Annotated in this window: 24 protein-coding genes; 6 read left to right on the forward strand and 18 right to left on the reverse strand. The window is 44.2% G+C overall.

The genetic code is table 11. The annotated features are described in order from the left end of the window. Nucleotides 1–64: 64 nt before the first annotated feature. The 4 genes from NYE58_RS31305 to yyaC all read right to left on the reverse strand — a co-directional run bounded on the left by NYE58_RS31305 (nucleotide 65) and on the right by yyaC (nucleotide 3,189). Nucleotides 65–883, reverse strand: coding sequence for a PhzF family phenazine biosynthesis protein (locus NYE58_RS31305; RefSeq protein ID WP_256719029.1), 819 nt, complete (start codon nucleotides 881–883; stop codon nucleotides 65–67). Beyond that, complete coding sequence (locus NYE58_RS31310; RefSeq protein WP_076128661.1) at nucleotides 883–1,554, reverse strand: DUF6483 family protein; 672 nt, start codon at nucleotides 1,552–1,554, stop codon at nucleotides 883–885. Before NYE58_RS31310 ends, NYE58_RS31305 begins: the two co-directional genes overlap by 1 nt. 195 nt (nucleotides 1,555–1,749) lie before the next feature. Beyond that, entirely contained in the window at nucleotides 1,750–2,556 is an 807-nt protein-coding gene (locus NYE58_RS31315) for an alpha/beta fold hydrolase (RefSeq protein WP_076277154.1), read from the reverse strand. A gap of 108 nt (nucleotides 2,557–2,664) precedes the next feature. Beyond that, complete coding sequence (yyaC, locus tag NYE58_RS31320) at nucleotides 2,665–3,189, reverse strand: spore protease YyaC (protein WP_248549634.1); 525 nt, start codon at nucleotides 3,187–3,189, stop codon at nucleotides 2,665–2,667. Between the two features lie 143 nt (nucleotides 3,190–3,332). On the opposite strand from yyaC, the gene NYE58_RS31325 reads away from it, so the two are divergent. Beyond that, on the forward strand, nucleotides 3,333–3,557 hold the full coding sequence (locus NYE58_RS31325) for a DUF1128 domain-containing protein (protein ID WP_036680203.1): 225 nt from the start codon (nucleotides 3,333–3,335) through the stop codon (nucleotides 3,555–3,557). A 131-nt stretch (nucleotides 3,558–3,688) separates the two neighbouring features. Here NYE58_RS31325 and NYE58_RS31330 read toward each other — a convergent pair whose 3' ends face one another. The 4 genes from NYE58_RS31330 to NYE58_RS31345 form a co-directional block, all read right to left on the reverse strand. Continuing rightward, the gene (locus tag NYE58_RS31330; RefSeq protein ID WP_076128665.1) at nucleotides 3,689–4,693 is read right to left on the reverse strand and encodes an asparaginase; all 1,005 of its coding nucleotides are present in this window, start codon (nucleotides 4,691–4,693) and stop codon (nucleotides 3,689–3,691) included. A gap of 307 nt (nucleotides 4,694–5,000) precedes the next feature. Continuing rightward, nucleotides 5,001–5,837 carry a sugar ABC transporter permease gene (locus NYE58_RS31335; protein WP_076128667.1) on the reverse strand — a complete coding sequence of 279 codons (837 nt, stop codon included), beginning with the start codon at nucleotides 5,835–5,837 and terminating at the stop codon, nucleotides 5,001–5,003. Further along, complete coding sequence (locus tag NYE58_RS31340) at nucleotides 5,834–7,141, reverse strand: carbohydrate ABC transporter permease (RefSeq protein WP_076128669.1); 1,308 nt, start codon at nucleotides 7,139–7,141, stop codon at nucleotides 5,834–5,836. Before NYE58_RS31340 ends, NYE58_RS31335 begins: the two co-directional genes overlap by 4 nt. Nucleotides 7,142–7,159: 18 nt before the next feature. Further along, the gene (locus tag NYE58_RS31345) at nucleotides 7,160–8,509 is read right to left on the reverse strand and encodes a sugar ABC transporter substrate-binding protein (protein ID WP_256715815.1); all 1,350 of its coding nucleotides are present in this window, start codon (nucleotides 8,507–8,509) and stop codon (nucleotides 7,160–7,162) included. 446 nt (nucleotides 8,510–8,955) lie between these two features. Between NYE58_RS31345 and NYE58_RS31350 the strand changes: the two genes are divergently transcribed. The 3 genes from NYE58_RS31350 (at nucleotide 8,956) to NYE58_RS31360 (ending at nucleotide 11,954) form a co-directional block, all read left to right on the forward strand. Further along, on the forward strand, nucleotides 8,956–10,722 hold the full coding sequence (locus NYE58_RS31350; protein WP_305953968.1) for a glycoside hydrolase family 13 protein: 1,767 nt from the start codon (nucleotides 8,956–8,958) through the stop codon (nucleotides 10,720–10,722). Between the two features lie 253 nt (nucleotides 10,723–10,975). After that, entirely contained in the window at nucleotides 10,976–11,473 is a 498-nt protein-coding gene (locus NYE58_RS31355) for a YtxH domain-containing protein (protein WP_076128671.1), read from the forward strand. 148 nt (nucleotides 11,474–11,621) lie between these two features. Then, nucleotides 11,622–11,954 carry a DUF5665 domain-containing protein gene (locus tag NYE58_RS31360; RefSeq protein ID WP_036680215.1) on the forward strand — a complete coding sequence of 111 codons (333 nt, stop codon included), beginning with the start codon at nucleotides 11,622–11,624 and terminating at the stop codon, nucleotides 11,952–11,954. A gap of 189 nt (nucleotides 11,955–12,143) precedes the next feature. Here the strand turns inward: NYE58_RS31360 and NYE58_RS31365 are convergent, their stop codons facing one another. From NYE58_RS31365 to NYE58_RS31405, 9 genes are all read right to left on the reverse strand, one after another. Then, nucleotides 12,144–12,914, reverse strand: a complete 771-nt coding sequence (locus tag NYE58_RS31365) for a sigma-70 family RNA polymerase sigma factor (RefSeq protein ID WP_076128673.1) — start codon at nucleotides 12,912–12,914, stop codon at nucleotides 12,144–12,146. Then, complete coding sequence (gene rsbW / locus NYE58_RS31370) at nucleotides 12,911–13,366, reverse strand: anti-sigma B factor RsbW (RefSeq protein WP_036680217.1); 456 nt, start codon at nucleotides 13,364–13,366, stop codon at nucleotides 12,911–12,913. The genes NYE58_RS31365 and rsbW overlap by 4 nt, the downstream gene beginning before the upstream one ends. Before the next feature lie 18 nt (nucleotides 13,367–13,384). Next, nucleotides 13,385–13,723, reverse strand: a complete 339-nt coding sequence (locus NYE58_RS31375) for an STAS domain-containing protein (protein ID WP_076128675.1) — start codon at nucleotides 13,721–13,723, stop codon at nucleotides 13,385–13,387. Nucleotides 13,724–13,819: 96 nt separating this feature from the next. Next, entirely contained in the window at nucleotides 13,820–15,490 is a 1,671-nt protein-coding gene (locus NYE58_RS31380; protein ID WP_076128677.1) for a response regulator, read from the reverse strand. A gap of 21 nt (nucleotides 15,491–15,511) precedes the next feature. Further along, nucleotides 15,512–16,378, reverse strand: a complete 867-nt coding sequence (locus NYE58_RS31385; protein WP_051491113.1) for a CheR family methyltransferase — start codon at nucleotides 16,376–16,378, stop codon at nucleotides 15,512–15,514. A 79-nt stretch (nucleotides 16,379–16,457) separates the two neighbouring features. Continuing rightward, nucleotides 16,458–20,126, reverse strand: a complete 3,669-nt coding sequence (locus NYE58_RS31390) for a response regulator (protein WP_076128810.1) — start codon at nucleotides 20,124–20,126, stop codon at nucleotides 16,458–16,460. Nucleotides 20,127–20,128: 2 nt separating this feature from the next. Next, nucleotides 20,129–21,295 carry a SpoIIE family protein phosphatase gene (locus NYE58_RS31395; protein WP_076128679.1) on the reverse strand — a complete coding sequence of 389 codons (1,167 nt, stop codon included), beginning with the start codon at nucleotides 21,293–21,295 and terminating at the stop codon, nucleotides 20,129–20,131. A gap of 237 nt (nucleotides 21,296–21,532) precedes the next feature. Next, nucleotides 21,533–22,057, reverse strand: a complete 525-nt coding sequence (locus NYE58_RS31400) for a hypothetical protein (RefSeq protein WP_076277152.1) — start codon at nucleotides 22,055–22,057, stop codon at nucleotides 21,533–21,535. Nucleotides 22,058–22,116: 59 nt separating this feature from the next. Beyond that, entirely contained in the window at nucleotides 22,117–22,623 is a 507-nt protein-coding gene (locus NYE58_RS31405; RefSeq protein WP_036680224.1) for a DUF948 domain-containing protein, read from the reverse strand. A 189-nt stretch (nucleotides 22,624–22,812) separates the two neighbouring features. Between NYE58_RS31405 and NYE58_RS31410 the strand changes: the two genes are divergently transcribed. Together NYE58_RS31410 and NYE58_RS31415 are read left to right on the forward strand one after the other, a co-directional pair. After that, on the forward strand, nucleotides 22,813–22,980 hold the full coding sequence (locus NYE58_RS31410) for a DUF1328 domain-containing protein (RefSeq protein ID WP_036680225.1): 168 nt from the start codon (nucleotides 22,813–22,815) through the stop codon (nucleotides 22,978–22,980). Nucleotides 22,981–23,199: 219 nt separating this feature from the next. Next, nucleotides 23,200–23,577, forward strand: coding sequence for a hypothetical protein (locus NYE58_RS31415; protein WP_076220907.1), 378 nt, complete (start codon nucleotides 23,200–23,202; stop codon nucleotides 23,575–23,577). A 220-nt stretch (nucleotides 23,578–23,797) separates the two neighbouring features. On the opposite strand, the gene NYE58_RS31420 is transcribed toward NYE58_RS31415, so the two are convergent. Then, nucleotides 23,798–24,859: a C40 family peptidase gene (locus tag NYE58_RS31420; RefSeq protein ID WP_076277151.1), complete on the reverse strand. Its 1,062-nt coding sequence runs from the start codon at nucleotides 24,857–24,859 to the stop codon at nucleotides 23,798–23,800. Between the last annotated feature and the right edge of the window lie 119 nt (nucleotides 24,860–24,978).

The following is a 24,978-nucleotide window of genomic DNA, read 5'->3' on the forward strand; positions in this document are numbered from 1 at the left end:
GAATCTATGTCTCCTAACCATCATCGTTCATTATATCACGTGTTAACAAGGGGCGTTCCTTGTTCTAGCAGGGCTTAACATGCAGCTCTCCACTAACTATAGTTAATGCTCGCCCAGACATCTTAATCTCGTCTTTACTTACCTCTAACTGAAGCAAACCTCCACGTTTCGAAGCTTGATAAGCGGTCAACTGCGTACGATTGAGTCTATCCGCCCAAAAAGGTGCCAATGCAGTATGCGCTGAGCCTGTTACCGGATCCTCATTCACTCCTACCTTCGGCGCAAAAAAACGTGATATACAATCAATACCTTCGATAGAGCTTTCTGCGGTAACCGCGAAACCTCTCCCTTCAAGCCCGGATAAAGCTCCGAAGTCAGGGCTGAGTTCGCGAACCCGGGCTTCCTGATCCAGTCGTACAAGTACATTGTCAGCATATCGCATAGTTTCCACCACATTGGCTTCTGCAATACCAAGTGCTGCTGCGAGACCTGAAATTACAGGAGAGGGTTGAAGCTGATAAGGCGGGAAGTACAGTGAGATCAAATCTCCTGAACGAGAAGCTCTGAGCAACCCACTGCGTGTATAGAACCTTGCTTCCATGTCAGGCGCTAGCAATCCGCTCTCCCATAGTACATGCGCACTTGCTAGAGTCCCATGCCCACACAGCTTGACCTCAACTTTAGGTGTAAACCATCGCAAGCGATATCCCTCTTCCTCTGGCCAGAGAAAAGCTGTCTCTGACAAGTTCATTTCCGCTGCTGTCTTCTGCATATAACCTTCATCGACGGGATGCTCCAGTAAACATACCGCCGCAGGATTGCCTGAATAAGCCTGTTCTGCAAAAGCATCGATAATATATAAAGGGATATTCATCGTATTCATCAGGTTCCTGCTTCCTTTCGTATCGCTGTTACCCTGCCCCACTCTTTTAACCCCTGCTCTACTTCCTCCAGAGGAAGGGCACCTTGTTCCAATTCTGCAGATGATTTGAGCAGCAGCCGATTGTACAGCTTATCCCCTTCTATTACAACATCTTCTCCTTGCTCCCACAGCCGGTAGAGGCTGTCCTCCGCTTTACTATATCGTCCTACCGACTCCATATACTCCAACAGTAGCCGCTCCGTTTTAGACGGGAGACGATAGGCCTGCACATCCTGCAAGAGTTCATCAATTTCCTGAGTCATATGCAGCAGCTCCCTGTCTGCTCCATGAAGATCCGCGTACAAATATAAGTGTAAAGCTCTCATACTTCTAAATAATGCTGCATCCTTATCGCCATTTGCCGCATAAATGCTGCCTTCTTCCTTCAGCAGTTTGGCCAAACCTTGAAGCTTATCGGACTCAACCACACCGCCAAAACGAAACATATCTATGATATCTTCTACAGATAGTGAATTTAAAAGACGTGAATTCAGCGGAAAATGCCGGTTCAACAGCTCATCGATTTCCCATAAAGCTTCTGTCGTCTTCCGTTCCTGCTTCAGAGAAAATACCTTGGCAACCATCGCCGTCATATCTTCGATCATCCGGACAATATAGTCTCTTCGAAACATGCAATTCCTCCTTTTCCGTACTGTGGTAGCAAAAAATTCAGGACTCAGACCACTTAAGTTATTCTATTGATTTATCTTAAACCATTGCCGAATTCTATGCCAGTTAAGGAAAATACCAGATCATTAGATAGTCCTTAAAAAAAGAGGCAGCACACGCCATAATGGCGCCGTGCTGCCTCTTTGTAGATATTTTTTTTATACGCGGCTATTGTCTAAAACGGAAGCCTGAACAAAATCCTTTATGATCTCGGCTAACCGTTCAGGAGCTTCAAAAAGACTCATGTGGCCTACACCCGATATCGTTGCTTGCGTTATATTCGGTTTATCCGCAGTAAAGGTTCGTTCAGCAGGAATCAATCCATCCTGCTCGCCAGCAACAAGCAATACCGGCAACGTAGTGGCCGTAATTACATCCCGTCGATCTGGACGCTCACGCATCGCCAGTGCAGCTCCTGCCGCTCCTTGTGGAGGCGTTTTGTAGCCGATTTCTTTAGCGCGCTCCAGCAGCTGTGGAGATGTAGAAGGGGTTGCTTCAGCAAACAATCCTGGTACGAAGCTGTCTACGAAAGGAGTAATCCCTTCATTTTGAATCGCGCTGACACTCTTCAGTCGTTTTTCCTTAGCTTCTTCACTATCTGGATAAGCAGTAGAATGAATTAATCCAAAGCCTTTCAATCGAGAAGCATAACGCTGAGCAAACGATAGCGTAATATATCCGCCAAGCGAATGACCAAGCATGATGCATTCAGCAATCTCCAGCGAATCTAACAGACCCAGAACATCATCTGCCATTTGTTCAATACTATAAGGTCCTAATGGAGCTTCCGAAGCTCCGTGACCACGTAAATCGGGAGCAATCACTCGGTAGCCGCTGCTTAAGACAGGAATGACTTGTTCCCAATATTCAGCGCTTCCACAAAAGCCATGCAGCAATACAATAACTTCGCCTTTCCCCTGATCACTGTAGCATATATTGCTTCCGTCACAACGAACTCTTTCCATGGCTGCTTCCCTCTTTCTAGAATACTAAGATAATGTGTCTAATATCTATTATTAAGCAAAACAGCCCGCCTTGAAACGGACAACTTATTTTTAAGTGCCCAATGGGTACTACTGGAGTCCGAATCCTTTTGCTGCCGCTATAGCGATATGTTCTGCCATAACCATCACTCTATGCAGTGGAGTGGTCTGCAACGTTCTATAGGGTTTCGGGCCATTCATATCTACAACGGCCGCCAAACTATAGTGACCTACGGCTGGAAGATTTGCCCCCACCGATTGTGCAGGCTGCAGTGGCTCACTCGAAACGAAGTAATATCCAAGCGCGATCGGAGGACCCAGACAAGCATCTACCGCAACTACAATATGCCCGGAGGGAATCTCAGCCACTCTGGCCACCAAATTATCTGCATCGCAAGGAGACGGCAACGTACCGATTACATGTCGGAAGCCATGTTCCACAAGTTTGCTGCCCGTCAGCGGACCGAGTGCATCTCCTGTAGACCGATCTGTTCCAATGCACAGGAACGTGACTTCCTCGGCGGAATGCAGAGCAGCTATTTCCATGAAAAAGGACACTAATCCAGCATCGTCCATTTTAATGCGTTTTCCGCTTCCCTGTTCTCTGATTGCCAATACATTTCCTCCCTTCGATGATATTTTTGATCTCATGCCTTTAATTTAACATGATTTCAGTGAACCCGACAAAAAAATGGTGGTCAACCTGCCAAACATGGTAAAATACATGAATCAGTATACAGAGAGGATGTTTTAACCTAATGGATTTAACAAAGCCTAGTCAGGAAAATGTTGAGTATATGATCGAGGCTATCAAGAACAAATTAAAAATGGCCAGTGCCGCGGCGATGCAAGCCTCCGCTTTTTCAGTAGATCATTATGAAGATATCTATGATGTTTATGAGGTAGCCATGGGCAGCGACAGACTGAGTATTTCTCAGGTGGAAGCACTCGTCTCCGAACTCGGCCGTCTACGTCATAAATAATAGTTCTCCCTATTACAAGAAGAACCGATGTTGCCGTCCTTTAAAGATGACCACCGCTTCTCGTAGAAAAAAGCCCTTCGCTGTGTATCCAGAAGATGGATTCGTAGTCGAAGGGCTCTTTTTATATGATCCTACTTTATGAAATTAAGCTTGAACTCAGTATCCGCATGGCCTACTCGTGTACCCCCGTCATTGTAAATCACGCCTGAAAATGCATTGCGCAGCTTTTCCAAGGTATTTTTCTGACTATAACCAATTTGATTTAAAATTCCCTGTACAATAAGTCCCCACTCTTCTTCCGACCCGTCCAGAATCTTGAAGGCAATCCCCAGTCGCTCACGGCGTAAGCCGAAGCAATACACACCCTTAAATCCACCCTTAGCAATAATATTATCATCTTCCAAAAGAATAGAATCAAGGCGACCAGATCCAGAAACCATCTCCGGATAAGCATTCATTGCCGTTGTAATAGTAGTAACCGCTTTGCGAGTAGCTTCATCTGCAATCAAATCCGGATTGGCTAATTTCAAATAGGCCGTCGCCAAGGCGGTCAGAGGCAGAGCAAATACCGGCAGCCCGCATCCGTCCGTACCTAAACCGATACTGTCTGGGGCCACACCGGCCATATAAGCAATGGTGTCGATAATCTCACGCTGCACCGTTTGCTCCGGCTGTGAGTATTCTTCAAGCGGCAAACCTTTGAGCTTACTGTAAGATAAGATACCCATGTGCTTGCCCGCACAGTTATGATAGAACTTTCTTTTGCCCGCACCACGAATGGCGTTCTCCCTGCTGGAATAATCCAGCGGGTAACTCGTTGCACAGATCATTTGTTGCTCATCGATGCCAATCTTGGAGGATATGCTCTCTAGCGCAGCTACATGGTAGCTCTCTCCCCGATGAGAGGCGGTCATCAGGGCAACCTCTGCGGGTGTAAAGCCGTAATGCTCCACAATCCCCCCACGTACGCCTGGAATAGCCTGAAGGGGTTTAGCAGCTGAACGGGTGAACGATACAAATTCCGGATCACCTGCATACCCCTTTAAATTTCCGTTCTCTCCTACGATGGCAATATGCCCACTATGGACACATTCCAGCAAATCCGCCCGATACTCTCGTACTAATACGGTTTCCATGATTTCTCTCCTCTTTTAACTAGATGCTCTATAACTCACAAGGACTTATTAGTATTCACATTTAATAAATGCTAGAAAATAACCCCGTGCTCCGGGATTTTTGAGTACTCTACAAACTCCCTTAAGTGTTGGTTCCATGAGGAATTCTACTCCTATTTTCATTATTCTTCAATCCTGTCCCCACCAAGAAGATTTTAGAAACCGGATAAAATATAAAAAACCGCTTCCTTCTCAGAACCTTGATCTCTGAGTAGAAAGCGGTTTTTATGGAATTCAGCGTAGCCTCACAAGGGTAGCGCAGTTCGTCTTATCCTTTGCTTGCACCTGCGGTCAGGCCATCCACCAAGAAACGCTGTAGGAAAATGAACAGCAGCGTGACTGGGAGAGCGACCAATACCGCTCCGGCAGCGAACAACGTAAACTCGGTTGAGTTACTTTGGTTCACCATCCGGTAAAGCCCAACGGCGAGCGTTCTTGTATCCTCCGTACGCAATACAAGGTCGGCGAATATAAAATCCACAAAGCAGCCGTTGAAAATCATAAGGCTGGCATAGGTGAGCATCGGCTTAGATAACGGGATCATGATAGAAAGAAATACTTTCATATGACTCGCCCCATCCATTCGCGCAGCATCTTCCAAGCTTTTAGGAATCGTATCAAAAAAACCTTTAGCCACAAAAACATTCGTGATAATAGCACCGCTGCTGTACACGAGCACAAGTGCCCAATGAGAATTCAGTAGCCCAAGTGTGTTCAGCAGCACGTAAACTGCTATCATAGCCATAAATCCCGGAAACATCTGCAGAACTAGGAGCGTGGTTAGTGTAGTTTTTCTGCCCGTAAATCGATAACGAGAAATGGCGTACGAAGTCAGCAGCAGCAAAAAGGTGCCGAGCAGCGTAGACAACGCCGCAATCTTTAGCGTATTCATGAACCATAACAAATATTTAGTTTGCTCAAACAGTTCCTTGTAATGAACAAAGGTGAAATTCTTAGGAATCAATGAGTCACTGAACAAACTGTTTCCTGTTTTGAACGAAGACATAATAATCCAGAAGGCTGGGAAAAGACTAATAAAACTGAGCACAATCAGCAATAAATGGCTTCCAAACGTTTTTAACGCTTCCGTCAGTCTTAGCTTCATGCAATCATATCCTCCTCTTTAAAGGATCGCGTCCGCCGGTAGCTCCAGATGGAGAATGTCGCGACCATCAGGAAGATGACAATCCCGATGACAGAAGCAAAGCTGTACTGTGACTGGTTCAGCGCCAGTTTATAAAGCCAAGTCACCAGCAGGTCAGTGTGGCCCGCGTACTGGTAGTTAGGATTAACCGGTTCTCCATTAGTCATTAGATAAATGACATTAAAGCTGTTAATGTTGCCGGCAAACTGCATAATCAGGATAGGTGCGGTTGCGAACAATACCATGGGCAGCGTAATCATGCGGAATTTATAAAATGACCCAGCACCGTCTACTTCTGCCGCTTCATACATATCCTTCGGAATTGTTGTCAGCACCCCGAAGGCCAGAATCATGGTTACCGGAATGCCGATCCACATATTAGCCAGAATTACAGTGACCTTAGCCCAGAAAGGATTGGTTAGCCAGGCCACACCCTCCAGTCCCAAGGCTCTTAAATAACTATTGATCGGTCCGAATTGATTATTGAACATATTGCGCATGACGAGCAGAGAAATCATATTGGGAATAGCGAATGGAACGATCAGAAGTGTGCGCCAAAGCTTTTTGCAGCGGACCCGTGGCTGGTGAATAAGTACTGCAATGAGCACACCTCCAATGTAAGTCGTCGCAGTAGCAATAACCGCCCAGATCAAGGTCCAAGTCAGCACTCCACCGAAGGTGGAACTCCAGACATCCAGACTAAGCATTTTATTAAAATTACCGAAACCCACCCAGTCTACCAGATGTGCTGGCGGTAAAATCGGGTCGGCATAGTTCGTAAACGCCAGTAGCACCGAAAAAACAAGTGGTAATATCGTCAGAAAAACCACGGCCACAAAGGGAATCGCGAGGACAAGATAGGCAAAATTCCTCCGCCCCATAGCTCTGAGCGATTCAGCGAATGAATGAATGGGCTCTTTCCGGTCCCGTGCAGCTCCAACTAGGAATGCATCTCTGATGTTCAGTAAATGAAAAGCTGTATAAAAGAGCAGCGCCAGCAATGCCATTAGACCATTGATCATCATAAAAATGGAGTGGTCGCCTTCCACCATCCGGGTTAATTTGCCTACCTTGACCATACGGCTTGGAAATTCACCAAGCGTAATTAAGCCATGCAAATGTCCCATCAGATCATGAGCAATATAGTAGATTCCAGCAGACCCCACCAGCAGGAATACCAATCCTTTCAGCCACTGCCGGTTGTAGAACTGGCCCAGTCCCGGAATAATAGCCGAGAGTAGCGCTGCGCCTGTTTTCTTCCTCATGGTTAAATCACCTGCCCTTTACTTCGACTCCAGATCGGCCTGAATCGTGGTTACAGTCTGATCCAGCGTCTGTTTAACATCAAGATTTGAGTCGTTCCACAGGGACACAAACGCTGCTTTTAGGGGTTCCCAGACCGATTTAATTTCTGAAACGGAAGGCATTGGAACGGAATTTTGGAATTGCTCGAAGAATCCGCCAATAATAGGGTCATCTTTGATTTCCGGCGCTTCTCCAGCCTCTATACTCGCAGGAATCGCTCCCGTCATCTCAAAATTCTTAAGCTGATTCTCCTTATTGCTTGCAAAATGTGCGAACAAACGGCCTGCGACCGGATATTCCGTATATGAGTTGACATAATACGATTTGACCCCGGAGAAAGAAAGACTGTCTTGACCGTCAGGTCCCTTTGGAAGAGGCGCCACACCCAGGTTAACATTTTCCTTAAACGCCGCTATGGACCACGGCCCGTCGATATTCATCGCCAGCTTACCTTCTTGGAACAACTGTGTTTTCACGTCATAAGTGATATCTCCTGCATTCAAAGGCAGAATTTTTTTGAGGCTCTGCAGAAACGTAAACCCTTTGATAGTGCCTTCATTGTTCAATCCAATATCCTTGAAATTCGTATTGTTGTCTCCGTAAATATATCCGCCGAAGCTGCCAATAAACGGATAGCTGTAATATCCGACGAATTCCCACATGATTGCGAATTTGTTTTCCTTCGGATTGTTGTACGTATCTGCAAAAGCAATCACATCATCCCACGTTTTAGGAGCGTCAGGAATCAGGTCCTTGTTGTAGAACAGCGCATAGGTTTCTACCGATTTAGGATAACCGTAAAGAATGCCATCATAAGACGATGCCTGAACGGCTGTTGCCACCATCGTTGATTTGGTTTCTTCCTCAAAAACATCATTTGGCAAAAGCAGCCCTGCTTTTACGGCTTGCCCGATCTGGTCATGGGGCAGAGTCAACACATCTGCAGCAAGTTTAGACGGACCATCCGTCGCCAGTCTTGCGCCTTGATCACCACCTGCCATTTCCTCAACTGTGACGGGAACACCATATTCTTTTTCGAAATCAGCAGCAATCTGCTTCATGTACTCAAGCTGCTCCTTGGCTTCCCAGACCATCAGTTTGGCCCCTGCTTCTGGTTTCATTTCCTCATCGGTGGTATTCTCTCCGGAAGTATTTGTCTCATTTGTGGTTCCCCCCGGCTCGTTCACTGCGGAATTCGGACTCGAATTCGGCTTTGATGCGGAGTTCCCATTGCCTGAACCGCATGCGGTGACCGTCAAAGTTAACAGCAGGCATAGGACTAAACTAAATGTTACCGCTTGCATTTTGGAACGTTTACTCTTCTTCATTTGCTCATCTCCCCTTCGTTCATGAGTGATTAAACCTAACCCGCATTGAAAAAAAGCATATAAAAAAGGTACAACCTCATTTGCACAAAGTGCCGAGGTTGTACCTTTCCAGGTAACAGTGCCTTTAATTTGAATGCGTGTTATGAAAAATCAAGTTCGTTCGCCCTCATTCTATAATATCCATAATTTTGATTGCAATCAGAGTATAAGTCCAAAAAAGACGGTTTAACAAAGTTTATCTTTTCTTTTCTTTTATTTTCTCTTTATCCCTACCACATACTAAATATTCCATATTGTAATTTCTTGTGAAATAACCTCTTGCTTTGCTCTTGAGGGTTATGGTAAGATGCAGACAAATTTAAAGGCAATGAAACCGCCAAGGGTTCAACCTCTGAAAATCATGAGGTTGGCCCTTTTTTGCGTTTACATGCCCGAAGGGATGGAAAATGAGTATGATTCAACCGGAAGCCGTTTATCACCGTATGGGACAAAATTGGTCATATGCCTACGATGAGTCTACACTTCATATTCGCATAAGAACTAAGCGGGACAACGTATCACAGATCGATCTTTTCTGTGGAGATAAATTTGGCTGGGACAAAACGCATGAGGTCATTCCAATGCAGCGCCTCGCTTCTGACGGCTTGTTCGATTACTGGCAAGCCTCCGTCCGTCCTGTTTACCGCAGACTCGCGTATTACTTTGCGCTTTATGACAAAGACGAAGTTCTTTATTTTTTAGAAAAAGGTTTTTATCCAGAGCCACCTGCTGTGGTATATGAAGGCTTGTTCGACTTTCCATTTTTGAATCGTGAAGATGTGCACTCCCCTCCATCGTGGGTGAAAGATGCAGTATTTTATCAAATATTCCCGGAGCGTTTCGCGAATGGGGATCCCACCAACGATCCGACAGATGTATTGGAATGGGGCGGCACGCCGAGTCCTCGGAATTTCTTCGGAGGGGACTTACAGGGTGTACTAGATCATTTGGATTATCTCTGTGAATTGGGCATCAATGCTATATATTTTAATCCTTTATTTGCGGCAACCACCAATCATAAATACGATACAAAAGATTATTATTTGGTCGATCCTCATTTTGGCACCAATACATTGCTGAAAGAGCTTGTGGACTCCTGTCACTCCAAAGGCATCCGTGTCATCCTGGACGGTGTCTTTAATCATTGCGGTCATACCTTCCCGCCATTTGTTGATCTGCTCGCGAACGGGCAATCTTCACGTTATGCGGATTGGTTCCATGTACGCGAGTGGCCGCCACAGGTCATCGACGGAATTCCCACCTATGACACCTTTGCATTTGAGCCTATCATGCCTAAGTTCAACACTGAGAATCCTGAAGTCATAGAATATCTACTGAATGCAGGCCGCTATTGGATCGAGGAAATCGGTATAGACGGCTGGCGGCTTGATGTCGCAAATGAAGTCTCCCATTCGTTCTGGCGGCAATTCTGCAGTACGATCAAAAGCATTAATCCAGAAGCCTATCTCGTAGGAGAAATCATGCATGATTCCTTGCCGTGGCTGCTTGGCGATCAATTTGACGCCGTTATGAATTACCCGCTAACGAATATTCAAATTAATTTTTTCGCTCACGGACAGATCAATGCTGCACAATTCTCTCAGTCGGTTGCTACTATGCTAGCGAATTATCCGCAGCAAATTACGGAAGCCGCCTTTAATCTGCTAGACAGCCATGATACAGTTCGTTTCCTGACACTTTGTGGCGGTGACATCAGGAAGTTAAAGCTGGCCGTTTTGTTCCAGATGACCTTTCAAGGAGCACCCTGTGTTTATTATGGCGATGAAATCGGCATGGATGGCGGATACGATCCGGACAACCGAAAATGTATGGAGTGGGACTCCCAGAAACAGAATCAAGAATTGTTCGAATACTATCGCTGGACGATCAGCCTTCGTAAATCTCATCCCGCATTCCGGAGCAGTGGATTTAAAGCGCTGGAGATTCCGGGTTATCCAAAGCTGCTTGTATATGAGCGGTGGGACAAACAAAGCCGGTTCATAATCGTATTGAACAATGAAGATGTTATGGCCGAAGTCATCATTCCTGTAACCGGAGCAGACACGATATGGGTAAATCTAAAGACGCAGAAACGGACTGAAACCTCCACATCCCAGCTGCATCTGAATCTGCCTGAATTCGGCTATGCGGTACTCCAAGCCGTTAATGATTAATCCGTAACATTATAAATTCAATCGTGGAAGGATGGAGACATATGCTGCATATCACAGCCTGTCTTCGCCCTTCTTTTTGCGCATAAACAAATCTTGATAAAGCCTTAAAAACGCGGTTTATATGACCTAAAGCCCTCTAGGTTACCGTATCCTCCCTTAAACTCCCGTAATCTCTCCCTTGCTCTTCAACTGTTTCAGCCCATACGCCAAAGTTTATATACGAAGTAAGATAAATTATAAGGAGTGATTGGTGATGAGTAACGTAGAACATGAAGTAGAGAACGGAAGCAGCTTATTAAAAGGTATCTTTATTGGTAGCTTAATTGGTGCCGCAGCAGCCCTGCTATTTGCACCAAAGCCTGGTCGTGAAATGCGCAGTGATCTGTCAGATAAACTTTCTCAAGCTACAGACAAGACCAAAGAAGTTGCTGGTGCCGTAACTGACAAAACCAAAGCTATTGCGACAACCGTTGGCGAAAAAGCAACCGATTTGGCTAGTACGGTGTCAGATAAAGCTTCTGATATCTATACCACTGTCAGTGACAGCAAACAACAAATTGCCGCCACTCTTCAAGAGGCTGGAAGTAAAATTGGTGACACTGTAAGTGAAGCCTCAAGCAATGTAAGCTCGGATGTTAAAGACGCCTCTAAAGACGTAGCTGATGAAGCTAAAGCATCCTCTAAAGAGGTTGCCAATCAGGCTAAGGATGCGAAAGAGGATGTAAAATCCTCCTATAAATCCAATTACTAATCTGCGGCATCATACAGCTATCACTTTAACAAACAACAGCCAGCTGACCGCAGCTGGCTGTTGTTTAGTTACACCTTTATTCACATCAGCAGATACAACTAGACATTTAATTAATGCCCGTTCGGGCTATAGAAAGCAGGGATGGCGCATGGCAGATTCAAATAACCAAACAAAACCTTATGAAATTGATGAACATCCTTTCGAGTTGCGACATGAAGTGAAACGCTTAAACAGTCGTCTTGATAAGATCGCTCACTCACTGGAAAAATCAGAATTCAAAGACATTCTCGACAACTATTCAGATCCGAAAAAAAGAATCATCACAAACCTGATGGCCGGTATATCTCGGGGACTTGGACTATCTCTCGGAACATTTGTAGTCCTTGGTTTATTAGGCTACATTCTTAGTCTTTTTCTTAATGTTCCAGTAATCGGAGAGTATCTTGGCGAAATTAAAAAATACATTGATGCTAATAGCTAACCGCAAGACTATCAATCTATTCCCCAACTATCGACCGCTTCCCCCGCTTGTCCGTCTAATCCTCTAGGTTGGACGGACAAGCGGGGGAATAAGTCTACAACAGTATACAAATAAAGGACATGCGGGTCTCCAGTCAGCGGAGAGAGGCATGTCCTTATCGTCGAAAATGTATATTACCCATACAGGAACTCAATAGGAAGAGTTGGCCATAATCTGCTTTAACTTCTCAGTGGCCCGCTTCTGTATGCGTGAAACGCTCATCTGTGATACCCCCAGCTTCTGGGCGATCGCCCGCTGGGATTGTCCATCTTGGAACGCTAACAGCAGCACCTGCTGCTCCTGTTCCTTCAATTGACCTAGTGCTTGCTGCAAATCCATACGTTTCTCTACGGTCTCGTAATCATTTGCGTCAGAGCTGATCAGCTCGCCTAGTGTGGCTCCTGTCTCCTCTTGAGAAAGGGGCGAGTCTAGGGAGACGTAATGATAACATTCTCTGCCCGCCAGTACTTCTACAGTTTCTTCAACAGACAAATCAAGATAATGAGCAATCTCATCCACCGCAGGCGAACGTTCCAGCTTTACTGTTAGTTCGTCAATCGCGTGTTGAACAAGTGCTCCCTTTTCTTTTATCCGTCTAGGTACCTGTATGTACCAAGATTTATCACGTAGGAAATTCTTCATATGTCCAATCATGCTTTTCATCGCATAGGGCTCAAAAGGGATTCCAAGGCTAATATCATATTGCTGTAATAACCGGATGAGCGCCATTTGCCCGACCTGATATAAATCCTCATACAAGTCGGGGCGGTTGCGAGAAATTTTTCCAGCAGCCATTTTTACCATAGGCTCATATTTCTTAATCAGCACTGTTGCGCGTTCATTATCCTTAGTCTGCTGATATTCCCAAATTTGGGTGACTGCTTCATTCATGGACTCGGGGGGAGTCACCTTATCACTCATACCTTTTCCTCGCTAAAGTTAAGGTGCTTCTTCAAAGTTACTACCGTCCCTCTTCCGGCCTCACTTACGACGCTCACGTCATCCATCAACGCTTGCATTAAGTAGAACCCTAAACCGCCGACCTGAACGTCACTTAACTCTTTATCATGCAGTGTCATACGCTCACTGGACGAGTCTTCCAAACCGTCAAAGCTCTCCCCCTCGTCTTTGACTGTAATGGATAGGGCACTTTCACCCACCTCAAAGATTACATCCACCATTCCGTCTTGTTGTCCATAGGCGTACAATACTGAGTTGTTACACGCCTCTGATACAGCTACCTTCATATCTTCAATATCTTCGTAGGTGAAGCCCATTTTTGAAGCAATACCATATAAATTCAACCTAACAATATCCACATACTCTGCGCTAGCCGGCAGCTGAAGAATTACTTTTTGCACATCATCACTCATTCTTTGTTCTATCCTTTCCTAGTGGGAATTCTCTTGGGAGGCAAAAAACTTGGTAATACCAGTCATGTCAAACAGCTTCTGAATTTGGGGAGGAACATCCTCAACCATAAACTTAACGTCCATACCTTGTCTTGATTTCAGGATCGAAAGTAGAATACCAATACCCGTGCTATCGATGTATTTTAATTCTTTAAGATTTATTACTAAATCATGCTTCGTATCACCTACAAGCGGCTCCATTACCAAACGGAAATCGGAAGCCACGGATAGATCAAGTTCACCATTCAGGAAAACCGTACATACACTTTCTTTTGTCTCTGTCTTAGCGTGAAACTTATTACTTTTATGCGTGTTCATAGACGATCTCTCCTGATAAATATTTTCTATATTAATAACCTCATAGTCCTACCTTTGAAACAAATAACATTAAAATATAAACTAGTAAATCTTGGGTTACGCCTGAAAAATAGAGGTATCTGTTTCAACCATCCGATTATCGCTGCTAGAATACCGAGAGATAATCTGCTTAATACTACTCATCTTAAGTGGCTTGCTGATATAGTCATCCATTCCTGAGGCTTTACAGCGATTCTGGATGCCATCCATGACATTCGCAGTCATTGCAATAATAATAGTCTTCTCAGCCGCCGGACCGCCTTCTCGACGGATTTGAGCGGTTGCCTCCAGGCCATCCATTACTGGCATTTGGAGATCCATAAAGATAAAATCATAGGGCTGCTTAAGCGCCATTTGCACAGCCTGTTTCCCGTCCTCAGCCATATCAGCTTCATAGCCGAGCTTATCTAGCATGCTAACCATCAGACGCTGATTGATAGGATGGTCATCTACAACAAGGATTCGGCTTCTGCTCTCCTGATTAAGAAGAAGATGAGGCGATTCCTCTTCTTGATAACCTCCTGTCAAATCTTCTCCAGGTACGGATGCTTGTATCGTAAAAATAAAGGTAGCTCCTTTTTGCTCCATGGATTCTACCCGTATTTCTCCGCCCATCATGCCTACAAGGGATTTACATATGGCTAAACCAAGCCCTGTCCCCCCGTATTTCCGTGTCATTGAAGAATCCAGCTGTGAGAACGGTTGGAACAATCGGTCGCATTTCTCTGGAGAAATACCAATCCCTGTATCCATGATCGTGAACTCGACTTCTACCTTGTTCCCAGATGTTTCTTTGATGGAAGCGACTAAATAGACACCGCCTTGATTCGTAAATTTAACTGCGTTAGCAATCAGATTAATTAATACTTGGCGTAAACGGGCCATATCTCCATATAAAAGTCTAGGCAACTTCTGATCGATAAAATAAGCGAGCTCCAGGTTCTTTTTTCCCGCTTCCACCGAAAAGAGGCTGAACACCTCTTGAATACATGTGCGAAGTTCGAACAGCTGCTCTTCGATTTCCATTTTACCGGATTCCATTTTGGTGAAATCAAGAATATCGTTTATAACCGTAATCAACGTGTCTGCACTTTTCCGAATGATCTCGGAATACTCCTTCTGCTCAGGAGCAAGGTCAGTCTCCATTAATAAATCAATCATACCCACTACGCCATTCATTGGTGTACGAATCTCATGACTCATCATAGCCAGAAATTCCGACTTCGCTTTGGAGGCGATCTCCGCCTCTTCCTTAGCCTTTACGAGCTCACTATTTATGATTTCCAGTTCTTTCGTCTTTTGCTGCAGCAGCATGGTCTGAGTCTGATGCTTCTTGCTCGTAATATACATCTCGACAAAACCTTGTATCTTAGACTTCAGAATTTGTGGAATGAAGGGCTTGACCATATAATCAATAGCCCCTGCAGAATAGCCCGCGAATAAATGCTCCGCTTCCTTACTATTCGCAGAGATAAAGATAATCGGAATTTCCTTTGTTTTTTCTCTGGCTTTAATCAACTTTGCGGTCTCGATCCCATCCATACCTGGCATCTGCACGTCCAGTACGATGACAGCAAAATCATACCTTAACAAACACCGCAGCGCTTCTTCGCCGGAGGTGGCTTTGACTAGCTCATAATGCTGGCTTTCAAGTACCGCCTCCAGCGCCAGCAGATTTTCAGGACGGTCATCTACTAGTAGTATATGAATTGGTTCTTGAAACCCCATAGGACCACCCTCCTTCATGCGTTATTTTATGTTACGGTATATTTTTTCTACTCTGTCCAAAGACTCATAACAATCGCTGTACTTCGTAAAGTGAATGGATTCTTTAGAGCCTAGAACAAGTATTCCAAAACGACTTAAACTTTCATGAAACAAGCCGTGAACATGATCCCGCAGCTCATCATTGAAATAGATCATCACATTGCGGCAGAAAATAACATTAAACTCATTAAAAGAAGTATCTGTAGCCAAGTTATGCTCAGCGAATATAATGTTTTTGCGTAAATATGGCTGTAAAATAACCGAGTTATACTTCGCTGTATAGTATTCAGAGAATGCCCGGGTACCTCCCGCCTCCAAATAATTCTTAGTGTATTGCTTCATTCTGCTAATATCATAGACGCCTTCCTTAGCCTGCTGTAAAGAACGCTCATTCATATCTGTGGCATAAATCCGAGCCTTATCGTAAAGCCCTTCTTCATGAAGCAGGATGGCCATAGAGTATACTTCTTCACCAGTGGAGCATCCAGCATGCCAGATACGAATATAGGGATAAGTCCTCAACAACGGAACTACCTTCTGGCGAAACGTTAAAAATAACCCCGGGTCCCTAAACATTTCGGTAACCGGAATGGAGAGACTATAGACAAATCGTTCAAAACAGGCACGATCATGCAGCACCTTTTCTTGCAGCGCGGATATGCTGTGTACATTCTCCGCATGCACATGATGCCAGATACGTCGCTTCAAAGAAGGCAACGCATAATTCCGGAAATCATATCCATATAAACGGTGTACTCCATCAAGGAGCAGCTCGATCTCAATTTGCTCCAACTCGTCACTTCCTACCATAACGGGCTGCTCCTCATATCCGTGTTCTATCGCTTTCATTGTTATCCCGACTCCCTTATTAACACACCGTAATTCTAGTCATGTTAGTTCTTAAAAAGGTATTACCCCAAATTTGAGTTTACGAATACAACCAGACACGCATTAACGAAAGAAGTTGACCTGTTGCGATCGGTTTCTTCATATAATCAGAAGCTCCCGCTTCAATACATTTGGCGCGATCCTCTTTCATTGCTTTGGCGGTAAGCGCAATAATAGGCAGTTTCTGATATTGCGGCATTTCACGGATTCGGCGCATAGCTTCATATCCGTCCATTTCCGGCATCATCATATCCATAAGCACGAGATCAAAATCTTCTTGCTCTACCAGCATTTCCAGCGCTTCACGTCCATTCTCCGCAAACTTCACTTCCATGTGGTATTCTTCCAGTACACTAGAGAGTGCAAAAACATTACGAATATCATCATCGACGAGCAGTATTTTCTTCCCTTCGAATAACTCTTCTTTGTTATGCAGCTTCTGCAAAATTTTACGTTTATCTTCAGGAAGATTGGCTTCTACCCGGTGCAAGAACAACGTTGTCTCATCCAGTAGTCGTTCCGGAGAACGAACATCCTTAATAATTATGGATTCAGCATACTTGCGGAGCTGTGTCTCCTCTTTGCTATCTAAATCCTTACCTGTATAAATAATAATAGGAAGATCATTTAATTCTTCATCATCACGAATCTGATCCAGCAATTCAAAGCCGTTCATATCCCCAAGCATAAGATCCAGAACCATACAATCATATCTCTGCTTGCGCAGCTCCATCAGTGCCTCATTGCCGGTTGATACCGCGGTGATAGCTACATCATCGTGACCGATCAATTCCATAATGGAACGACGTTGAATCTCATCGTCTTCAACAATCAGAAGGTACTTCACTGTGCTGGACGTATAGTTCTCAATTTGTGAGAAAGCCCGCTCCAATGCTTCTCTTGAAGATGGTTTTCTAAGATACGCCATAGCTCCCATCATTAATCCTTGCTTCACTTCATCGTTCACTGAGATAACATGAACAGGAATGTGACGGGTCTGAGATGCACTTTTCAGCTCTCTAAGGATGGTCCAGCCGTCCATTACAGGCAGCTGTATATCGAGAATGATCGCATCTGGCAAATAAGTTTTTGCCATCTGCAGTCCTATATCGCCTTGAAGCGCTACTAAACCTTTAAATCTGCGCCCACGAGCCATGTCTAACAAGATTTTCGCAAAGCTTTCATCATCTTCAATAATAAGCAGGACTTTGTCATTCGCCGTCAAATTGTCACGATCATCCTCAATTGTCAGTTGTGGAAGGGGTACGTTAACGGCTGCTGGCACTAAGGTTGGAAGCATGTCTCCAATATATTCATCATATGTGGAATCCTCTTTGGACACCGCAGCTTCTATTTCTGCACGTTGTTTACTGTAATTTGCCTTCACCGGCAAATATAAAGTGAAGGTACTGCCTTGTCCCTCACGGGATTCGAGCACAATAGCTCCACCCATTATACGAACCAATTCACGGCTGATCGACAATCCCAACCCCGTGCCTCCATATTTACGGCTGGTTGTTCCGTCTACTTGCTGGAAGGCTTCGAATACAATATCTGTTTTGTCAGCCGGAATACCAATGCCACTGTCCTTCACAGCAATAGCAATATATTCATTATCACTCGGCAGATTTAGTGGCAAGAGATTATTATCTGCCGGGCTAACTGAAAACTCGATAAAACCTTCGGTTGTAAATTTAAAGGCATTGGAAAGCAGGTTTCTTAAAACCTGCTTCAACCGGTGACTATCGGCAATTACGCTATCTGGCAGCGGCTCGTTAAAGGCTATCCGTAAGGAGAGTCCTTTTTTGATCGCCTGCGGAGCAAAATTCTGCTTCACAAAGCTTTTCAGCTCAGTCAGTTTAATTTCTTCATGATTCAGTTCCATTTTTCCTGCATCAACCTTGGATAGATCGAGAATTTCATCAATCATTTTAAGCAGGTCAGCACCTGACATGTAAATCGTATGGGCAAATTCAACCTGTTTCTCCGTTAGATTACCATCCTTGTTCTCAGTAAGCAGCTGAGACAAGATCAGCAGACTGTTAAGCGGCGTCCGCAATTCATGGGACATGTTCGCCATAAATTCCGATTTATATTTACTAGTCACGGATAATTGCATAGCCTGTTTCTCTAGCTGAACCTTAGCATGCTCAATTTCATCTTTTTTCTCCTCAACCTCCTGCACTTGCTCCTCTAGTGCACGAGTCTTGGCGACGAGTTCCGTATTGTAATGCTCCAGTTCCTCCTGCTGACGTTGCAGCAGTTCTTCTGAACGCTTAAGCGCGTCCGTCTGCTCTTCCAAGTTCTCATTAGAACGACGCAGTTCTTCTTGCTGAGTCTGCAGCTCCTCTGACTGACATTGCAGTTCTTCCGTAAGTGCTTGTGACTCACGCAGTAATTTCTCTACAATCAGACGACGACTAATATTATTGAAAATAATGCTTAAATTATTCGCAAGTTGTTGCAGCAAATCATTTTTCAAACTGCTAAATGGCTGGAATGAAGCGAATTCTACTACACCGAGCAGCTCGTCTTCAAAAATAAGCGGATGAATGGAAATATATCCTGGCTGTGAATCCACAAAGCCGGATTTCACGGAGATATAATCTTCAGGAGCCCGCTCCAATCTGATTGGGTGCATATCAAGCGCACTTTGTCCTACAAGCCCTTCTCCAATCAAAAAACCTTCCTTTGGTTTCTTATCGTTATCTACTGCATAATAACCACTGCTTCGTAAAAAATCGGGACGATTAGCATCCTTCAAATACACAGCTCCAAACTGGGCTCCGAGCACAGGGGTGAACTCGTTGATAAAGGTCTGTGAGACCTGATCCAATGAGCTAACCCCCCGGAGAAGTTCTGTCACCTGAGCAACATTTGCATTCAGCCAGGATTGATCATTCTGTGCCTGTGCATAAGCCTGTTCCATTTGCTGTTTCTCTTCAAGATCTAACGCCATTTTCTTAAAGACAAGGGCAACCTCACCAATCTCATCTTTCGAAGTAACCTTTATGCGCCTTATGGCCCGAATTCTGCCGTTGCCAAAGCTGGTAATCATCATCGAAACGACATTAAGCCCCCGCGTAATGCTTGGAATGATCCATAGAACAACTCCAAGTCCAAGTAGCAGGCCCACAATCATCATCAAGATGACCATCTGAGTAGAGCTTTGATAGGCATCTTTAGCTTTTGCGCTCTCTTCATTCATAATAAAGGCATTATAATCAGAGAGACTGTTCAGAGCATTTAACACGGCATTCTGAATCGCTTGTCCCTCTGTGTTAGAATACGTGCTGGCATTCTGGAAATAACCAGCTGATAGCAGCTTCAATATTTTTTCCTGATAATTTAGATAGATCGTATAAGAATCATCAATTTGATTAACGATCTGCATCTCTTCAGCGCTAGTCATTGATTCTTTTATTTTGTCGTAGTGCTCATTCGCCTTAGCTATTTTTTTATCAATCTCTTTTTTTTGTGATTCTACCGTTGATGTATCCGCGCTTAACATGGTCGTCGTTAATATGCGCGCCATATCATTCACTTCTCCACGCATACCTGAAGAAGAGCGCCCCTTCATATATCTATCCTGGTAACCCTCAAGCTGACCATTCATATAATCCAAACGATCGTATCCAATCATAGTAAGTGCCAGCATAATCGCCAGCATCGCACTAAAACCAATTAAGAGTTTAGCCTTTATTTTCATCCTCATTCTGTTCCCTTCTTCAGTGAGATCCACACTATACATTTGTCATCGTCACGCTCTTTAGGAACATCAGCATTGAAAAAAGCAGCCCGTATAGTTTCTTCCTTCCATTCATGCTCAACATTTAAATGCTTAATCATAAACTTCAGCTGCTCTTCCTGTTCACCCTCAACCAGCTCCAGCAGACCATCTGTATAGAGAACCAAATGCCCTTCATCTTCGTAGGTCAAGCTCTGAGGCTGAATATCAATCCGTTCAAACAGGCCTACAGGGTGACAATTACTTTCCAGCAAGACCGGAGTCTTAGCTGCGCCCTCAAAAAATAGCGCAGGTGGATGCCCGGCGTTAACGTAGTCAATACGCTTTATACGAGTGTCGATCACAAGATAAATCGTCGTAAAATAATATTGAATCAGCTTTTTCTCAATATAAAGTTGGTTAAACCTTCGATTGAGTTCCTGAATTACCTTTTCCGGCTCTACATAGGTAGTTACCGTATCCTTTAATACTGACGCAAGGAACATGCAAAAAAGAGAGGACGATATACCGTGTCCCATAATGTCCAGGAGGATTACGCCATATCGGCCATCCCCAAGGGGATACCAGGCATATAAATCACCCGCCAATTCAGAGGAAGGCTGATAGATAGCATGCACCTCGAAATTCTCTTCCTGCAGGGGTAGGCTGAGTACAGCATTCTGCACGAGTGCAGCCAGTCTCAATTCCTCCTGAATCCGCTGATCCCGTTCCTTATGCCAATCTTTCTCACGTTTCAACCGCAGAGCAAGCCGAATCCGGGCCATTAGCTCCACTTTATTAATAGGTTTCGTAACATAATCTACTGCACCTGCATCCAGCGCTTCGGCCAATTTCTTAGAATCGCCTACAGCTGTAACCATTATTATTGGAATATCCTTAAGATGTTCGTATTGCTGCACAACACGACATGCTTCGATCCCATCCATTTCTGGCATCATCATATCCAGTAAAATCAGATCAATATCTGACATCCGGGGACGTCCATCTTCACTCCCCGAACCGATTCCAAGCCGTTCCAGCATCTCTTTGGCAGAGGATGCGGTTACGAAATTTCGGTAATCTTCTTTTTTCAGGATTTCACGGATAATGATAACATTAGTCGGATTGTCATCCACGATTAAGATTCTCATCATCTTCACCTCACACGAATAGTATTACGACCGTAAAATTCTGCAAACCTATTAACTATATCATACGCTATTTTACAGTGTTATTTCTATTTTCATAATATGTAAATATAGTCATAGGATCAATTTACGTATTCAGCAAAGTAACCTCCAGCCCCACTATACCTAGTGGTTCTGGAGGTTACTCTATTCTAAAGACAGCCTATGTTTATTAACCAATTTGCTCAAATATGAAACACATTAGGACGAAATACTATCAAATAAATCAATTCCTTCAAATTCACCCGCCAAATTTCGATATATTTTGAGTGCATTATTCCCTCTCAGGTATACATCCCCATCTTCGGCTATAAAATACGGTTTGCCCAAAGTATCTTGCAGATTATCTGTTAAAGGATCGATTTCTACGCCATCTACATATAAACCGAACTGCTGTGCTTGCGGAGGTGCAACATGCACATAAAGTACAACACCCTCGCCCACACCCACTGTCACATCTGCATAGTGGTACTCCACTGTCTCTAGCAATGAATCATTTGTCACCGCAAGCGGATTGCCTTTGGTCAGAAGCAGTTCTTCCTTTGTAGTGTATAAAGCGACACCTTGCAGAGAATCAAAGCGATTTATATATGGGCTGGATTCTGAAACATGTTCAAATGCGAGAACCGACTTAGGTTGTTCAATAAAAGTAGAGATAGGCACCAACTGTGGAGACGCATCAAAGTATGGGAAAAGAAGACCAAATAAAAGGATCATCATGTTCATGTTGTGTCCCACCTTTCTTATCTGCAGCCACCGATTACAGAAGCTTTACTATCTTATGCTTAATGACGAAATTTCTTCCAAAGAGTTGCAGCTACGTCTACACCTTTTAGCACTGTAGCTATTTTTCCCGGTGACTTCTCAGCATAAATGGCATCATAGGAGTTAACAGTACGTTCTTCAGCAGGAGTTAGCGGAGCTTCTTTTATAGAGACTTCCTTACTCTTCTCCTTCAGCTCACGCGATTTACGATATTTCTCGATCACTGTGACTGACACTTGTTTGACCGTTAAGGTCAACTCATTCATGACATCACCCAGATTCTTGACAGAATCGATGACTGGGTCAATCTTCTGAATCTTATGCTGTACATCGGCAGTGATTTCATTTGCGTGTCTGACCGTCGTTTTCACTTCATAAGTAAGCTCATCCATCGTCTTCTGTACTTCCACCAAGGTTTGGCTGACTTTGTCGAGTGAATCCTTTGCCGACTTTAAAGTTTTAATTAAAAAGAAAACAAGTACTGCGAATGCAATTGCGACGAGTGCTACACTAAGTTCAATGATCATATTCATAACCCCTTCCATATCTCATAAATATCGGCTAATCAGCCTTGTATACTGCATAGTTACCCCTGGTCCCATAAGCCGAAACATCTTGTCGAGCGTTGTCAAGAGTCCCTCTTCCCTTTTGTTTCAAAATCAAAGCCCCCGTTTATACAATGACTACATTAATCAAAAAAGGATAGGTGATATGTAATGTTAAAATGGTCCGCAATACTACTTGTAGTCGCAGTAATCGCCGGAATCTTTGGTTTCTTCAACCTAGTAGCTGCCGCTGCTGGTCTTGCTAAGATCCTGTTCTTCGTCTTCCTGGTTCTGTTTGTAATTTCTCTCTTCACGGGACGCAGAGGTAGATCAATGTAGCCCCTCATTTCAATGGTGTGACTTTCGTATCCCTCCCATATCTATCCATATATCTTATTCATCATGCAGAAAGTATAGGTCATTCCTGCACGGATGTCACTTGAGAAAATAAGAAATGTTGAATGGGTGGTTCATCACGCATCAATTACGTTTACTAGCTTATTAACAAACAGCGCTTTTGGAAAAAAATACATCCAACCCCCACAGGAGGAACCAAACATGAAAAAAATCGCCAGCCTTACAGTAGCCTTAGGACTTATGGCTTCCATTGCCGCTACAGCTTCAGCAGCTGAAGTAACAGAAACTACTACGGCTCCTACAAACGTTACTGGAAGCACTTACAGCAATTCTTTTGAAACCATTATTACTCCAGCGGATATGAGTCCAGCTACACCGCAAATAGTGCTGACTGAGAAAACACCTTTCTACTTTTCAGTCGGAGGTATAATTCCAGCAGGCTGGCTTGGCGTTCAGACTCTTGATACAACTGGTGAAGTCATTTCGGATACTTGGGGTAATGAATGGAGAGAAATTTACACTTGGCTAGGAAAAGCATGGGTTAAGGTTCCTGTATCAGCCAATGTCATTTTGCCTTAATTAATCAATAAGCGAAGAAGGGGTGTCCCAAGAGCCACGAAAATGGCCGATGGTACTGCCCTTTTTTTATGTGGAGAGTACATATTCCGAACAGATAAACAAGAAGAGCTACCCCTTCAGTAGAGAATTCTACTAAAAGGATAGCCCTCTTGCGCGTACGCCCGCCATCGTTCACCCGTCACAAACATGCGATGCTGTCGCTTCCTGCATTTTCATATATTTAGCGAATGACCGAACCTCCGTAGAGAAAACGATTCATCCAAGAAGCGCTTAGTTTATCTACTCTTACCCCGCCTGAAGCTACGGAATAAGTTTGTAGAACTTGTCCATCTCCTAGATACATAGCAACATGCGATATTCTAGCCGTAGATTTATCGATCCCCTCATAAGCAGAAGCTGAATTCCCCTTATAATCCATAAAGAACATTAAGTCGCCGCGCTTCAAATTGGAAATAGACGTAACCACTGTACTATTCGCCTTCACCCAATCTCCCTGTTGACGGGAATCCGCTGGCAATTTGAGATTGGTCGCATCCATAAAAATTTGCCGGATGAAGTCCGAGCAATCAAAGGTGCTTGTATCATTTCTGCTGGAGCCATACTCATAAGGTGTTCCTAGATATCCCATGCCCGCAGCAATTACCCGTTCGATTTGGGCTGAAGCCCCCGGTGTTGTTATAGGTGGATTGGGTGTAGGCGTTGGTGTTACCGTTCCAGATCCCCCACCGTTTCCTGAAAGTGTACTATATTGTTCACTTGAACTTATATATCCGATGCTACCATCCGCCGCTTTAACTTGATACCAGTAACTGTTAGGCTGCGCCAGAACTTCTACTTTTTCTCCCTTATTCAAAAGCTTCATTATTTTCCCGCTTGTTGAAGGTGAAACTCGAAGATTCACACCATACTTAATGGTGCCAGTTTGTGCCGATGGTGTCGTTATTGAAGCAGAGGATACGCTGATATACTTATCTCCTGCACTTGTATAACCCACTGAACCATCAGCCGTTTTTACTTGGTACCAATAGCTGTTCGGCTGCGAAAGGATCTGCACTTGATCTCCCTTTTGCAAGTACTTCATTATTTCTCCGTCATTAGAAGGGGTGCTACGAAGGCGAACACTAGCCTCGATCACACCTGTTTGTACGGCTGAAGCTACTGTAACTGAATTAGATGAACTTGAGGCTGCCGCTGCTTGTCCAGGAGCAGATACTCCTAAACCTGCAACAATTGCAGCAGATACTAACAAAGATGCTGTAATTTGCTTATGTGATTTGATCATACGTTCCCCCAAATTCCATGATGAGATTTCAATAAAGGATTGTACTACATTATTCCTTTATGCCCTCATTATAGGCTTGCCCGGGATTTGGAACATGCTCCAAATTTCACATATAATCA

The organism is Paenibacillus sp. FSL L8-0708, from assembly GCF_038009325.1.
In the GTDB taxonomy this organism is placed as follows: Bacteria; Bacillota; Bacilli; order Paenibacillales; family Paenibacillaceae; genus Paenibacillus_AQ; species Paenibacillus_AQ odorifer.

Bases quoted from the DNA above. Each gene is read 5' to 3' on its own strand.
- NYE58_RS31305 (WP_256719029.1), bottom strand. From the start codon at position 883: ATGAATACGATGAATATCCCTTTATATATTATCGATGCTTTTGCAGAA.
- NYE58_RS31310 (WP_076128661.1), bottom strand. From the start codon at position 1,554: ATGTTTCGAAGAGACTATATTGTCCGGATGATCGAAGATATGACGGCG.
- NYE58_RS31315 (WP_076277154.1), bottom strand. From the start codon at position 2,556: ATGGAAAGAGTTCGTTGTGACGGAAGCAATATATGCTACAGTGATCAG.
- NYE58_RS31325 (WP_036680203.1), top strand. From the start codon at position 3,333: ATGGATTTAACAAAGCCTAGTCAGGAAAATGTTGAGTATATGATCGAG.
- NYE58_RS31330 (WP_076128665.1), bottom strand. From the start codon at position 4,693: ATGGAAACCGTATTAGTACGAGAGTATCGGGCGGATTTGCTGGAATGT.
- NYE58_RS31335 (WP_076128667.1), bottom strand. From the start codon at position 5,837: ATGAAGCTAAGACTGACGGAAGCGTTAAAAACGTTTGGAAGCCATTTA.
- NYE58_RS31340 (WP_076128669.1), bottom strand. From the start codon at position 7,141: ATGAGGAAGAAAACAGGCGCAGCGCTACTCTCGGCTATTATTCCGGGA.
- NYE58_RS31345 (WP_256715815.1), bottom strand. From the start codon at position 8,509: ATGAAGAAGAGTAAACGTTCCAAAATGCAAGCGGTAACATTTAGTTTA.
- NYE58_RS31350 (WP_305953968.1), top strand. From the start codon at position 8,956: ATGAGTATGATTCAACCGGAAGCCGTTTATCACCGTATGGGACAAAAT.
- NYE58_RS31355 (WP_076128671.1), top strand. From the start codon at position 10,976: ATGAGTAACGTAGAACATGAAGTAGAGAACGGAAGCAGCTTATTAAAA.
- NYE58_RS31360 (WP_036680215.1), top strand. From the start codon at position 11,622: ATGGCAGATTCAAATAACCAAACAAAACCTTATGAAATTGATGAACAT.
- NYE58_RS31365 (WP_076128673.1), bottom strand. From the start codon at position 12,914: ATGAGTGATAAGGTGACTCCCCCCGAGTCCATGAATGAAGCAGTCACC.
- rsbW (WP_036680217.1), bottom strand. From the start codon at position 13,366: ATGAGTGATGATGTGCAAAAAGTAATTCTTCAGCTGCCGGCTAGCGCA.
- NYE58_RS31375 (WP_076128675.1), bottom strand. From the start codon at position 13,723: ATGAACACGCATAAAAGTAATAAGTTTCACGCTAAGACAGAGACAAAA.
- NYE58_RS31380 (WP_076128677.1), bottom strand. From the start codon at position 15,490: ATGGGGTTTCAAGAACCAATTCATATACTACTAGTAGATGACCGTCCT.
- NYE58_RS31385 (WP_051491113.1), bottom strand. From the start codon at position 16,378: ATGAAAGCGATAGAACACGGATATGAGGAGCAGCCCGTTATGGTAGGA.
- NYE58_RS31390 (WP_076128810.1), bottom strand. From the start codon at position 20,126: ATGAAAATAAAGGCTAAACTCTTAATTGGTTTTAGTGCGATGCTGGCG.
- NYE58_RS31395 (WP_076128679.1), bottom strand. From the start codon at position 21,295: ATGAGAATCTTAATCGTGGATGACAATCCGACTAATGTTATCATTATC.
- NYE58_RS31400 (WP_076277152.1), bottom strand. From the start codon at position 22,057: ATGAACATGATGATCCTTTTATTTGGTCTTCTTTTCCCATACTTTGAT.
- NYE58_RS31405 (WP_036680224.1), bottom strand. From the start codon at position 22,623: ATGATCATTGAACTTAGTGTAGCACTCGTCGCAATTGCATTCGCAGTA.
- NYE58_RS31410 (WP_036680225.1), top strand. From the start codon at position 22,813: ATGTTAAAATGGTCCGCAATACTACTTGTAGTCGCAGTAATCGCCGGA.
- NYE58_RS31415 (WP_076220907.1), top strand. From the start codon at position 23,200: ATGAAAAAAATCGCCAGCCTTACAGTAGCCTTAGGACTTATGGCTTCC.
- NYE58_RS31420 (WP_076277151.1), bottom strand. From the start codon at position 24,859: ATGATCAAATCACATAAGCAAATTACAGCATCTTTGTTAGTATCTGCT.